Origin of the sequence: Rhizobium sp. Root483D2 (genome assembly GCF_001426685.1) — a bacterium.
Classification (GTDB): domain Bacteria; phylum Pseudomonadota; class Alphaproteobacteria; order Rhizobiales; family Rhizobiaceae; genus Pararhizobium; species Pararhizobium qamdonense.
In genome coordinates, this window is record NZ_LMFB01000004.1 from 98,004 (window position 1) to 111,282 (window position 13,279).

At 61.7% G+C, this 13,279-nt stretch carries 11 protein-coding genes and 1 pseudogene; 5 read left to right on the forward strand and 7 right to left on the reverse strand.

All coding sequences use genetic code 11. The features are described 5' to 3' along the window. Positions 1-10: 10 nt before the first annotated feature. Entirely contained in the window at positions 11-790 is a 780-nt protein-coding gene (locus ASD32_RS03230; protein WP_156383046.1) for a MipA/OmpV family protein, read from the reverse strand. Between the two features lie 276 nt (positions 791-1,066). Next, complete coding sequence (locus ASD32_RS03235; RefSeq protein WP_060636461.1) at positions 1,067-1,885, reverse strand: helix-turn-helix transcriptional regulator; 819 nt, start codon at positions 1,883-1,885, stop codon at positions 1,067-1,069. Between the two features lie 109 nt (positions 1,886-1,994). Between ASD32_RS03235 and ASD32_RS03240 the strand changes: the two genes are divergently transcribed. The 5 genes from ASD32_RS03240 (at position 1,995) to ASD32_RS03260 (ending at position 8,796) form a co-directional block, all read left to right on the forward strand. Beyond that, positions 1,995-3,194, forward strand: coding sequence for an MFS transporter (locus tag ASD32_RS03240; RefSeq protein WP_060636462.1), 1,200 nt, complete (start codon positions 1,995-1,997; stop codon positions 3,192-3,194). Positions 3,195-3,342: 148 nt separating this feature from the next. After that, complete coding sequence (locus ASD32_RS03245; protein ID WP_060636535.1) at positions 3,343-4,386, forward strand: spermidine/putrescine ABC transporter substrate-binding protein; 1,044 nt, start codon at positions 3,343-3,345, stop codon at positions 4,384-4,386. Next, on the forward strand, positions 4,383-6,776 hold the full coding sequence (locus ASD32_RS03250; protein ID WP_060636463.1) for a bifunctional diguanylate cyclase/phosphodiesterase: 2,394 nt from the start codon (positions 4,383-4,385) through the stop codon (positions 6,774-6,776). Before ASD32_RS03245 ends, ASD32_RS03250 begins: the two co-directional genes overlap by 4 nt. Positions 6,777-6,889: 113 nt before the next feature. Beyond that, positions 6,890-8,161, forward strand: coding sequence for a phosphoribosylamine--glycine ligase (gene purD / locus ASD32_RS03255; protein WP_060636464.1), 1,272 nt, complete (start codon positions 6,890-6,892; stop codon positions 8,159-8,161). Between the two features lie 107 nt (positions 8,162-8,268). Beyond that, complete coding sequence (locus tag ASD32_RS03260) at positions 8,269-8,796, forward strand: plant virulence effector HPE1-like domain-containing protein (protein ID WP_060636465.1); 528 nt, start codon at positions 8,269-8,271, stop codon at positions 8,794-8,796. A gap of 204 nt (positions 8,797-9,000) precedes the next feature. On the opposite strand, the gene ASD32_RS03265 is transcribed toward ASD32_RS03260, so the two are convergent. The 5 genes and pseudogenes from ASD32_RS03265 to ASD32_RS31005 form a co-directional block, all read right to left on the reverse strand. Further along, positions 9,001-9,489 carry a DUF523 domain-containing protein gene (locus ASD32_RS03265; RefSeq protein WP_060636466.1) on the reverse strand — a complete coding sequence of 163 codons (489 nt, stop codon included), beginning with the start codon at positions 9,487-9,489 and terminating at the stop codon, positions 9,001-9,003. A 62-nt stretch (positions 9,490-9,551) separates the two neighbouring features. Further along, on the reverse strand, positions 9,552-9,866 hold the full coding sequence (locus ASD32_RS03270; RefSeq protein WP_060636467.1) for a hypothetical protein: 315 nt from the start codon (positions 9,864-9,866) through the stop codon (positions 9,552-9,554). A gap of 44 nt (positions 9,867-9,910) precedes the next feature. Then, complete coding sequence (locus ASD32_RS03275; RefSeq protein WP_060636468.1) at positions 9,911-12,265, reverse strand: glycine--tRNA ligase subunit beta; 2,355 nt, start codon at positions 12,263-12,265, stop codon at positions 9,911-9,913. Continuing rightward, positions 12,265-12,489 carry a DUF559 domain-containing protein gene (locus ASD32_RS31000; RefSeq protein ID WP_348270733.1) on the reverse strand — a complete coding sequence of 75 codons (225 nt, stop codon included), beginning with the start codon at positions 12,487-12,489 and terminating at the stop codon, positions 12,265-12,267. The genes ASD32_RS03275 and ASD32_RS31000 overlap by 1 nt, the downstream gene beginning before the upstream one ends. 35 nt (positions 12,490-12,524) lie before the next feature. Beyond that, positions 12,525-13,184 (reverse strand): annotated as a pseudogene (locus ASD32_RS31005) (DUF559 domain-containing protein); the annotation flags it as partial. Positions 13,185-13,279: the final 95 nt, after the last annotated feature.

Here is a 13,279-nt window from a genome sequence, read left to right on the forward strand (position 1 = left end):
AGGCTCCGGCCTATTCCAGGGTGAAATCGAAACGGTAGGTGGCCGACAGGCCGACCAGGAACTGATTGCGGCTGCCGCCTTCTTTGACGATGCTCGAATCGGCTGCCGGGCCCATCAAACGCTTGTATTCGGCAAAGGCGCTGGCTTCGATCTTTTCGGTCGCCTGCCAGGTGATGGCGGCTCCGGCGCCAACAGAGTTCAGGCCGCCTGAGGGCGTATATTTCGAATAGCCGGATTTTGCCGCTTCCGACGCGTTGATGCCGTAATAGGCGTCGAAATAATCGCTGGTGGCAGCCGACAGGCGCGGGCCGGCGGACAGGCGCACAGTCTCGGTGACATCGACGAAGCCATCGGCCGCCACATCGGCGACGATGCCGTGATGGCTGCGGATGCCCTGGCGCAATTCGGCACGGATGCGCAGCCAGTCGGTCGGATAGACTTCGGCAAAGCCGCCGAGTTCGCCGCCGAAGCGGACGGGATCAATGCCCTTCAGATCGGAGGAGGTATCGTCATCGCGCTCGAAGATCAGCTTGCCGACGACACCGGCGCGAAACGCACCCTTATCGACGAAGGCAAAGGCCGGATTGTCGTTGCGCGACGAAAACCGCACCGTGCTGCCGGCCCGGCCAAGCGAAATCAGCGGCGCTGCCTGGAACAGGCGATCGGATGAGCCGTCATATTTCGGGCCGAGAAAGCCGGTGGCGCCGACTTTCAAGTACCAGTCGCCGGACCAGAAATGCTGGCGCTCCTGCGCCTGAGCGCCGGCAGACGTGGCAAGAAACAACCCCATGGAAAGGGCAAACACGGATCGGTTGAACACGTCGCAACTCCAGACAAACAATGCTTCGTTAAGCGGCTTAACACCAGCCATCGATGATAGGAGCCCATAGGATCGGCTCGATTTTCGTTTCCGGCCGGAAGAGGTCGTCCTATGGTCTCCTATCATCGATCTTTGGTGTTGTAGGCTTTGCCCCACTACCATCCCGTTAACCAGCCGCCTTTAGCGATTATTTTCCATAGGCGGCGCAATCGGCCCCGCATTGTCGCCAATTTGCCATAGCCAAGGTCACCCCAGCGTGCGCGATTTCAGATAGGTGCTGGGTGCGCTTCCAAGCATGCGCCGGAACATCGTGGTGAAGGCGGCGATGTTTTCATACCCGGCATCGAGCGCCACATTGGTCACGGGCTCGCCCTCTGCCAGCCCCGGCAGCGAGGCGAAAATGCAGGCCTGCTGGCGCCAGGTGACGAAGCTGACGCCGGTTTCGGCGCGAAACAGCCGGGTGAAGGAGCGGCGGCTCATGCCAAGGCCGCTTGCCCATTCGTCGATACCGGCATTGGCGTCGGGTGACTTCAGGAAATGCCGGCAGAGGCGGCCAAGCCGGGCGTCGCTGGGAAACGGCAGGCCGAGCGGCCGTTCCGGCAACAGGCTGATTTCGTCCAGCAAAAGCTCGATGATCAGCCGCTTGCGGCGCGGCGTCAGCGGCTTTTCCTCCGCAAGCACCAATTCCTCCATCAGGCTGGAGGCAAGCGGTGTCACTTCCAGAACGCGCGGCTGAACGGCAGAAATCACTGCGGGATCGGCATAGATCGAATGCATTTCGACATCGCTGATCATCTCGCTGAAATGTTCGAGCCCTGCAGGGATGAGCAGACCATGACCGGGCGGGATCATCCAGCGGCCGCCGGCGGTATTGACCAGCACCACGCCGCGCCGCGCGCACCAGAGCTGCGTCTTCGTATGGCTGTGCGGAAGCCCGCGCGAACCCGCCGGATAATGACGGCCAAGCGCTGTAATGGGATCATCGTTCAAATCGATCCATTGCAGGTTCTCAATATGGGTATCATCGCCCGCGGGATCGCGGGATTTGAGGTCGTATGTCTGCATTTGGCCCACTCTCGAAAGAATACGACCAGAGCACAAAAGCAGGCCATACTCAAGCGATGTAGAGACAGCGCATATTCATGTCTACACTACCGTCGGCGAGGAAAAGAGCATGGCGAGCATCGCATCACCCACAGGCATCAGCCCAGAAAAGACGGCAGTCTCCGTCATCGTGGCCGTCAGCTTCTGCCATATGCTGAACGATATCATGCAGTCGCTTCTGACATCGCTCTACCCGCTGCTGAAGGAAAACTACGCGCTGGATTTCGTGCAGATCGGTCTCTTGACCTTCGCATTCCAGGTGACCGCGTCGCTGCTGCAGCCTGCCGTGGGGGTCGTCACCGACCGCTGGCCGATGCCGTTTTCGCTGCCGGCGGCCATGCTGTCGACCTGCGCGGGTTTGATCACCCTTGCCAATGCCCATCATTTCTACGTGCTCGTCATCGGCGCCTGCCTGATCGGCATCGGTTCGGCGATCTTTCATCCGGAAGCCTCGCGCGTGGCACGGCTTGCCTCCGGCGGCCGCCATGGCCTCGCCCAGTCGCTGTTCCAGGTCGGCGGCAATACCGGCACGGCGATCGGGCCGCTGCTCGCCGCGTTCATCGTCATTCCGCAGGGACAGGGAAGCCTCAGCTGGTTTTCGGTGATCGCGCTGACCGGCTTCATGGTTCTGTCCTGGGTGAGCGTCTGGTACACACGCCACCGCCGCAGCTCGGCCGGCCGCAAGCCGGTCAGCCGCACCCTGCCCTTGCCGCGCAACCAGGTTATCTGGACGCTGATCGTTCTCGTCATCCTGACGGCAACGAAAAATGCCTATCTGTCCAGCCTGTCCAGCTACTTCACCTTCTTCACGATCGAGAAGTTCGGCGTCGGCGTGCAGGAAGCGCAGATGCTGCTGTTCCTCTTCCTCGGCGCATCGGCTGCCGGCGTGATCTTCGGCGGGCCGATCGGCGATCGTTTTGGCGCGCGCTTCGTCATCTGGTTCTCGATCCTCGGCGTCATCCCCTTCGCGCTGCTCCTGCCCTATGCCAACCTGTTTTGGACGGCGGCGCTGGTCGTCATCATCGGCTTCATCTTCTCCTCGGCGTTCTCGGCCATCGTGGTCTTTGCCCAGGAGCTGGTGCCGGGCCGGGTCGGGCTGATTGCCGGCATGTTCTTCGGCTTTGCCTTCGGCTTCGGCGGCATCGGCGCGGCGGTGCTCGGCATCTTTGCCGATCGCAACGGTATCGAGTTCGTCTATACGCTGTGCTCCTACATGCCGCTGCTCGGCCTCTTGACGATCTTCCTGCCGAAGCTTCCCAGCCATCGGTAAGGTGCGGCTGACGGGGAAGGCATTCACGTCGCCGTGACGAAATCTCTCCCGGTGGCAGTTCACCCAATTGCAACCGGGACATCCCATTGTAAGTATTCATCAAGTATTGAGCGATAAGTTCGGCCCGGGGACTATCGGGGTGAATATGATGCGCAACTTACTTATGGCCGCTTCCGCTGCGCTTGCCGCGTCATTCGCGCCAGCGCCCGCGCAGGCCGAGACGCTCAACCTGTTGATATGGGAATCCTATATCGACCAGAAGATCCTCGACCGCTTCACGGAAAAGACCGGCGTCACCGTTCACCAGATCTATTATGACAGCGGCGACGCACGCGACGAGGTGCTGTCGGACCCCAGCAGCAATATCGACCTTGCCGTCGTCGGCGAAAACGGCGCCGAACTGTTCGGCAAGCGCGGCGTGCTCGAACCCCTGTCCGGCCAGAACGTCGCTTCGATGAACGACTACAAGCCCGAATGGACGTCGCGTTGCGCCGGCTATGCTATGCCCTATCTCTGGGGGACGATGGGCATCGTCTACCGCTCCGACATGGTCAAAATCGCGCCCACCTCCTGGAACGACCTGATGGCGCCGGACCCGGCGCTGAAAAAACATATCGCCATGTACGACGATCACAACGAGGCCTTCATCGCGCCGCTGATCATGCTGGGCAAATCCATCAATGCCAATGACAACGAGACGCTGAAAGCCGCCTTCGAGGTGATGAAGAAGCAGGCTCCCTTCGTTCTCACCTATGACTATGTGATCACCTCGATCCAGAGCCCTGAAAACGGCAAGAACATCTACATGGCGCTCGCCTATAGCGGCGACCAGCATGTGCTCAATGAAAAGGCCGGCACGCCGGGCGTCTGGCGCTATGCGGTGCCGAAGGAAGGCACGCTCTCCTGGCTCGATTGCATGGCCGTCACCGCCGCCTCGCCACGCAAGGCGCTGGCCCTGCAGCTGGTGGATTTCATCGGCTCGCCGCAAAGTGCGGCCGACAATGCGCTGGCGCTGACCATGCCCGCCGCCAGCGACAAGGCGCTCGAACTCATCCCCGCCGACATGCGCGCCAACCAGGAAATCTACCCGCCCGCCGATATCATGGCGAAAAGCCAGTACCAGAAGGAATTGTCGATCCAATCGATCCAGACGCGCCGGCGCATCATCAGCTCGATGGCAAACTTCCAGTGACACTTGGCAAGCGCGCGTTCTTCCTGATCTTTCCGGTCGTTCTGGCAGGCTATCTGCTTGCCGCCCTCTCGGTCTATTTCATCGAAAGCCGCGCGGTGCTGGCTTTGGAGCGGACGCGGCTTTCGCAGCAGCTCGACCATATGGCAGCACTGTTCCGCAACGAGGTCAGCCAGAGCCGGAGCTTCCTCTACTCGATGCTGGAGGGCAACGCGGTGCGTCTGTTCGTGTCGGAATCGGACGAGGCCTACCGCAACAATGCGCTGGGGCTGCGGCTGCAGCAGAGCGTTCGCTCGCTGTCCGACGATCCGAAGAAATTCATTTCCTTCGCCATCCTCAATCCCGACCTGACGCCGGGTTACTACTTTGAAAACAGCGACGATCCTTTTGCCGAGATCGGTCCGGCGCAGTTTGCGCTGGCAAGCCGGCTGGCCGGTGGCAGCCAGCTGCGCGACTGGAGCTTCCTGCACGACACGGAGACGCGGCAACTGATCGTCTATTCGGAATTTATCGACCCCGTCACCTTCAGCCGCCCGCTGCCGAGCGCCAAGGCCGATGCGCTCCTGGTGCAGGTGGCGATCGAACCGACGCAGTTTCTGAGCATGCAGCGCGCCCTGCAGCACGAATATGAAGCCGATATTACATTCGAGACCGCACCTCAGCCGTCATCCTCCACCAATCTTTCCGCCGCCGTGCGCATGGCGCCCTCGCTGTTTGCAACCATGACGGTGCCGCCGTCGCATGGGTCGGGCAATATGGGGCAGCTGAAATTGCTGCTGGTTTCCGGCGCGCTGGTGATGAGCTTTCTCTCGGTCGGGCTGATGATCGCGCTGATCCGCCGGTTCATCACCAATCCGATCTCGGCCCTCGACCGGCAGGTAACGGCGGTGATGAGCGGCGAGAATGCGGATATCAGAGAGACCGGCGCGGAAGGCGAAATCGGCCGCTTGACCGGCAATATCAAGCAGCTGCACGACCAGTCGCAGCGCGCCTTGAACCTGGTGCAGCAGGCGTCCTGGACCGATACGCTGACCGGCATCAGCAACCGCGCCCATTTCAACATGCTCGCCGCCGATATCATCAACTCGGTGACCACAAATGGTGGCCATTGCAGCCTGTTGTTCATCGATATCGATCACTTCAAATTCGTCAACGACAAGTATGGCCATGAGGTCGGCGACGACCTGTTGCAGACGCTGGCGATGCGGATCGAGGCTGCCATCGGCGGCATCGTTGCGCGCCGGCAGATGCTGCCGGCCGTCTTTGCCCGCCTGTCCGGCGACGAATTTGCCGTTCTCGTGCAATCGACACCGCGCGACGGCACGATCCGGGAAATGTGCGCTGCGATCCTTGGGCTGTTTTCCAACGGCTTCGAGGTCCGCGGCAAGTATTATCCTGTCACCGCCAGCATCGGCGTCGCCATCTGCCCGACGGATGCCAATAATCTTGCCGAACTGATCTCCAATGCCGATGCGGCGATGTACCAGGCCAAGACCGACGGCAAGAACCGCTCCTCGCGCTTTTCGCGGGCGCTGCAGGACAAGCGCGACCGCATCCGCCAGATCCAGGAGGAACTGCGGCTGGTCGATCCCGACGAGCAGTTTCACCTCGTCTACATGCCGATGGTCGATACCGGCGGCAAGGTGATCGGCTGCGAGGCGCTGTTGCGCTGGCATTCGCCGGCGCTCGGCAATATCACGCCCGACGAATTCGTGCCGATTGCCGAAAGCACCGGCCTGTTTACCAAGATCGACTGGTGGGTGATCAACCGGGCGATGTCGGAATATCACCGGCTGAAGCAGCTTTTCGGCCCCGAGACCGTTCTTGCAATCAACATCTCGTCGGCGGAGCTGCATTCCAAATCGATCAGCGACTACTTCTCCGACTGCGCGGCAAGGCACCGGCTCGATCCGCGTATCATCGAGATCGAGCTGACGGAAACCTATGCGGTCAAGCTCGGCGACCAGCTGCACCGCAATATCGAAACCCTGCGGGAACGCGGCTTCCGGATTTCCATCGACGATTTCGGCGCCGGCTATACCTCCGTGCAGCAGATCATCGAATATACCGCCAACACCATCAAGCTCGACCGGGCCCTGGTGCAAAATCTTGCCAACGAGGAATCGCTTCCGGCGCTGAAGGCGATGATCGCGCTCTGCCACGCGCAGGAGATGATTGTGGTTGGCGAAGGCGTGGATACGCCAGAAAAGCTGGCAATGCTGACGGCGGCCGGCTGCGATCATTTCCAGGGCTATCTCATCAGCAAGCCGCTGATGCTGCCGGAACTCACCATCTGGGCCTTGAAGCAGACGGCGAAAATTGCCGGCCCCGCAGACGACTATTCGTCCTTTACCGATCGCGACCGCCAATCCGGGATATCCAACCTGTCGTGACGGCCTGTCTCGCCGCCATTGCAGCGATTTTTCCTTGACCTTGGAGCGCCCTCGCCATAGAGCCCCCTACGACAAATGGGGCTCTTGAGCCTCGCGAGATGGCGGAGTAGGCGATGAAAGTTCTGTTGATCGGTTCGGGTGGCCGCGAACATGCGCTGGCATGGAAACTGGCGCAATCGCCACGCCTGACGGCGCTTTACGCCGCACCCGGCAATCCCGGCATCGCCGAAGAGGCAATCATTGCCGATATCGACACGGCCGATAACGCCGCCGTTTTGGCCTTCGCCCAAAAGGAAGCCATCGATTTCGTCGTGGTCGGCCCGGAGGCTCCGCTGGTGGCGGGTCTTGCCGACACGTTGCGCGCCGCTGGCATCGCGGTTTTCGGACCGTCTGCCGCCGCCGCCCAGCTGGAAGGCTCCAAGGGTTTTACCAAGGATATCTGCGCCAAATACAACATCCCGACCGGTGCCTATCAGCGCTTTACCGCAGCCGGACCGGCCAAAGACTATATCCGTGAACAAGGCGCGCCGATCGTCATCAAGGCCGACGGCCTTGCCGCCGGCAAGGGCGTGACCGTTGCCATGACGCTGGACGAGGCGCTTGAGGCTGTCGACAGCTGCTTTTCCGGCACGTTTGGCGAAGCCGGTGCCGAAGTGGTGGTCGAGGCGTTCCTCGACGGCGAGGAAGCGAGCTTCTTTTGCCTTTGCGACGGCAAGACCGCTCTGGCGCTCGCCTCGGCGCAGGATCACAAGCGCGTCGGCGATGGCGATACCGGCCCGAACACCGGCGGCATGGGCGCCTATTCGCCTGCCCCCGTCATGACCACAGACATGGTCGAGCGCACGATGCGCGAGATCATTGAGCCGACGATCGCCGGTATGGCCGATAGCGGCCACCCCTTTACCGGCGTGCTGTTTGCCGGCCTGATGATCACGGCCAAGGGGCCGGAACTGATCGAATACAATGTCCGGTTCGGCGATCCGGAATGCCAGGTGCTGATGATGCGGCTGAAGAGCGATCTGCTGCCGCTTCTCCATGCGGCCGCCACCGGCACGCTTGCCTCCGTCAGCGCCGAGTGGCGCGACGAAGCGGCACTCACCGTCGTCATGGCGTCGAAGGGCTATCCCGGCACTTACGACAAGAACACGCCGATTACAAAGCTGCCGAAGGAAGGCACCGATGCCAAGGTGTTCCATGCCGGAACGGCGCTGAAGGACGGGCAGCTGGTCGCGACCGGCGGCCGCGTGCTCAACGTCACGGCGATGGGCAGCACCGTCAGCACGGCGAAAGACCGGGCTTACGCCGCACTCGATCAGGTGGAATGGGACAACGGCTTTTGCCGCCGCGATATCGGCTGGCAGGCGGTCGAGCGCGAGACAGCGTAACGGCCGCGCCGCCCATCGTAAAACTCACTCAATTTTTACCAATTCTCCTGACGGGAACGTAACGGAGACCGGATATTTTCCTTTGACGATATCAAAGGAGAAAGCCGATGCGCGCCCTTTTGCTTACATTTGCAAGCCTGGCTGCCGCCAGCACAGCCGGCGCGTCTTCGCTCGAACGCGTCGTCTCCGGCGAGAAGATCAATCACAGCATCACGCAGCTTTCCTGCGGCCAGTGCCCTGCGTTGATCGTCGCAAAGAAGACCGGCTACATCGTTCCCGAAATCGCTGCGGGCACCGAGCGGGTGGAGCTGAGGGAAATCAACGGCGAGATGAAAATGGTGCGCACGGAAGCCTGGCTTGGCGGCTCACCAGTCGTCTTCATCAGCAAGGCATCCGACGACGACATCAAGGAGGCGCATGCCAAAATGACGCTGTCAGGCAATCTGGCAAAGACCGCAACTGCGGAAATTCTGCCTGTTGAGGCCGAGGCAACAGCCACGCCCGTGATGATCGATAGCGCTGCGAAAACAAGCTCGGTCAGCGTCGCGTCGCTTTCCGGAATGGCTGCGGTAACGCCGCAAGACAGACGGTCACAAGAAGTTGATCTCGAAAATTTCCAACTTCGGCTAAAATGACGGGGAACTCCAAGTCCCTGCCCTAACCAGCCACTCATCAAAGGCTGACCGGGCATTCGCCCTCCAGGCGAAAGATTGCGCCCCTGAGAGAAGCAGGGGCGCAATTTTTTGTGGCGAATGCCAAATGCCGCACCTCTAACCTTCCGGCAACTCTGGAACTACTGGCGGTAACGATCCGGCGGGCCGGACGGTTTCGGCGAGCTCTCAATGACCGATGGCAGCCACGAGCTCTTCAATCTGCCGATCTGAAAACACCTGTATGCCATGCGCCTTCAAAAGCGCCGCCGTCACGCCCTCGTCCTTCTGGCGGCGGCCTGAAAAACTGCCGTCATAGACAAAGCCGGACCCGCAGGACGGGCTACCGTCGATCAACAGCGCGTGCGTACAGCCGGTTTCGACCGCCAAGGCCAGTGCGTTGCGCGCCGCCTGCAGGAACCCGCCCGTCACATCCGTGCCATTGCTTTCGCGCACCTGACCCTTGCCGGACAGAATATCCGCCGCCGACCACCCCTCCCCGATCTCCGCCGCCAACCGCGGCACCGGCATGCCCGCCGACATTTCCGGACAGACCGTCACCAGCCGCCCCTCATCTCGCCAGCGATCGAGTGCAGCATGCACAAGCGGCTTTGCCTGTCCGTCATAGCGGACGGCATGGCCCATGAGACAGGCGCTGACGAGGATTTTGGCGGTCATGCGCCCTGAATAGCGCGGGTGGCATCTGATTTCCAGAGCTGTTCCACCGCGCCTCTATCGCTTCAGGCGGCAGCAACCGCAAGATGGACGCCGGTTTCTTCCTGCAGGTGACGGATGACATGGAAGAGGTTTTCCGCACGCGGATTTCCCTTCGGTCCGAACATACGCATCAGGCTTTTAGCGGGCGTGCCGGTTTTTTCGGCCAGCCGTTCGAACCCCACCGTCGCATTGATAAAATCCCGCAGAACCGATTTCCCGGTTTCCATATCGCCCGACAGCAAAAGTTCGATCGCGTCCGACAACAGCGCAGCACGAAAATCCGCGTCATTTTTGGCGCGCGCCTGAATGGTCACCTTGAAGTCACGGGTCAATGGCATGTCGGCTTCCCTTGCGGCGCTTGTAATCGCGCCAGCGTCATGCGTTAGCCCGAAATCTTCGAGAAATCCGCAACTGTTCCTGTCGCCGCGCGGATCAGGCCGAGCAGGGCCAGGCGGTTGGCGCGGATGGCGGGGTCTTCATCGTTGACGAGGACATCGGCGAAGAACTGATCGACCGGACCGCGCAGCTTCGACAGGGCTTCCATGGCCGAGCGGAAATCCTCGCCGGCGATGGCAGCGCTTGCTTCGCTCGAGGCTTGCGTCACGGCGGCATAGAGCGTCTTTTCGGCATCGAGCGTCAGGAGTGCGGGATCGACCGTGGCTGCGACCCGCGTGCCCTTCTTTTCCTCGGCGGCCAGAAGCTGAGTGGCGCGCTTGGTGCCGGCAAGCAGGTTGAGGCCTTCTTCCGAGGTAACAAACGCCGTCAGCGCTTCGACGCGGCGGGCGACCATCAGGAGGTCGTCATTGGCGCCCCCCTCATCCGCCCTTCGGGCACCTTCTCCCCGCTGGGGAGAAGGGATCTCTGCCGCTGCCCCTTGCTCCCTCTTCTCCCCAGCGGGGAGAAGGTGGCCCGAAGGGCCGGATGAGGGGGGCGCAGCCAAAACCGCATCGATCAGGTCATGACGGGCGCCGAGATCGCGGAGATAGACTTTGAGGCGGTCGTGGAAGAAGGAGATGAGGTCGCTATCCTCAACGACGGTGGAAAGCGGCAACCGCACCTTCCGCTCCAGCAAAATCCGCACGACACCCAGCGCCGCGCGGCGCAGCGCATAGGGGTCCTTGGAGCCGGTCGGCTTTTCGTCAATGGCCCAGAAGCCCACCAGCGTGTCCAGCTTGTCGGCGAGCGCCACGGTCAGGCCGACGGCATCGGCCGGCAGGCGGTCGGACGGGCCCTGCGGCTTCCAATGATCTTCGATGGCGGCGGCGACGGAGGCGTCTTCGCCCTGCAAACTCGCATATTTGCGGCCCATAATGCCCTGGAGCTCGGGGAATTCGCCGACGGCTTCGGTGCGCAGGTCGGCTTTTGCCAGCACGACGGCGCGATCGACCAGTGTCGGATCGGCGCCGGTCACCTTTGCGAGTTCTGCGGCCAGCGTGCGGATACGCTGGACGCGTTCCCCTTGCGTGCCGAGCTTGGCATGGAAGGTGACGTTCAGCGCGTCGAGCTTGGCCATGCGCTGGTCGAGCGGCTTTTTCAGGTCGAGATCGAATTTTGCGGCCGAGGCTTTAAGCGTTTCGAGATCCGGCAGGTTGCCCTGATCGCGGGTCCAGAAATGCTTGGCGTCGGAGAGACGCGCGCGCACGACCTTGCCATTGCCGTGGATGATTTCCCTGCCGCCGTCCTTGGCCTCGATATTGGCAACGAGGATGAATTTGTTCGACAGGGCACCCTCCCCTTGAGGGGGAGGGTCGGCGCGCAGCGACGGGGTGGGGTGATCCTGTGTGCCCGCCTGACTGTCACCCCCACCCGCGCGTACCGCGCGACCTCCCCCCTCAAGGGGGAGGTGGTCGCCCGGCCGGCGGGTGACGAAGCATTTCTGGTTGGTCTTGATGGTCAGCCGGATGATTTCCGACGGGATCGCCAGGTAATCCTCCTCGAACGCGCCCATCAGCACCTGCGGCCACTCGACGAGGCCGGACACTTCCTCCAGCAGGCCTTCGTCCTCGACCAGTTCAAGACCGCTGGCAAAGGCGATATTGGCGGCGTCGGCGGCGATGATCTGCTTGCGGCGCTCGGCATCGAGCACGACCTTGGCCTTTTCCAGCTTTTCGATGTAATCGGCAAAACGGCGCACGGTGATGGCTTCCGGCGCATGAAACCGGTGGCCGTAGGTGACGTTCGACGCGGTGATATCGCCAACCGTGAACGGGATCACCTGGGTTTCCTCGTGTTCCGGGCCGAACAGGCAGACGATCGACTGCAGCGGCCGCACCCAGCGCAGCGAGCCGGGCTTGGCGGACGCAGCGCCCGAGCGCATCGGATTGCCCCAAGGGAAATTGCGGATGATGCCGGGCATCACCTCGGCAATGATCTCTTCTGCCGGACGGCCGGGCTTGACGATGTGGGCGACATAGAAATCGCCTTTTTTGGGATCGCTGTGCACATGCGCCTGATCGATCGAGGTAAGACCGGCACCGCGCAAAAAGCCTTCGATCGCCTTTTCATTGGCATCGGTGCGCGGACCCTTGCGGTCTTCGCTGACGTCGGCGGAGCGGGTGTTGAGGCCGCGAATATCGAGCGTGAGGCGCCGCGGCGTCCAATATTCCCGCGCCCCCTCATAGGTCAGCCCCGCCTCGACCAGCGCATCGGTCAACAGCTTCTTCAGATCACCGGCAGCCTTGCGCTGCATACGGGCCGGGATTTCCTCGGAGCGGAGTTCAAGCAGAAGATCGGGCATCAGATTTCTTCCTCACCCTCGCCGCGAAGGAGAGGGTCGGCACACGGTGCCGGGGTGGGGTGAAAATGGCTGGCTTCTGCTAGCAAAATTTGACGTTGCTGCACAATGGCAAAAATTGTGTCAAGGACGGCATTAAGCTCCTCGAAGACATCGCCATTCCAGAAGCGCAGGACGTGATAGCCTTCATTCTCCAGAAAAGCCGTTCTTTGCGCATCCCGCCGCAATCCCGCTCAGAGGCATGCTGGCTGCCGTCGAGTTCGATGATCAAGCCGATCTGATGGCACGCGAAATCAGCAAAGTAGGGACCGATGGGAACCTGGCGGCGAAAGTGCGTGCCATCAATCGGAATTCGCTCCAAGTGGCGCCAGAGTTTAATCTCGGCATCCGTGGCGCCGTTGCGAAGACGGCGGCTGTTGGCGATTTTGAAGCGATCCAATTTTGACGGCTTTTTGACCATGCACCTCTCCTCGCGTTTAAATTGCAGAGAAGTGATGCGGATTGCAATACCTTCTCCTTGAGGCGGAGGGGCGGAGCGAAGCTCCGGGGTGGGGTGACCGGCGGCATGGGCAATGGGCAATCGAGTTCGTGGTGGGTCACCCCCACCCGCGCCTGTGTCGCGACCTCCCCCCTCAAGGGGGAGATGAAGCGGCCGCCGAAATGGAGGAAAGCTTGCGGAGCGCAGTACCCTCCCCTTGAGGGGGAGGGTCGGAGCGAAGCTCCGGGGTGGGGTGACCGGCGGCATATTCAATGGGCAATCGAGTTCGTGGTGGTCACCCCCACCCGCGACTGCGTCGCGACCTCCCCCCTCAAGGGGGAGGTGAAGCGGCAGCCGAAATTGAGGAAAGCTTGCGGAGCGCCACACCCTCCCCTTGAGGGGGAGGGTCGGAGCGAAGCTCCGGGGTGGGGTGACCGGGGGCATACTCAGGTGGGCAATCGAGTTCGTGGTGGTCACCCCCACCCGCGACTGCGTCGCGACCTCCCCCCTCAATGGGGAGGTGAAGCGGTAGCCGAAAT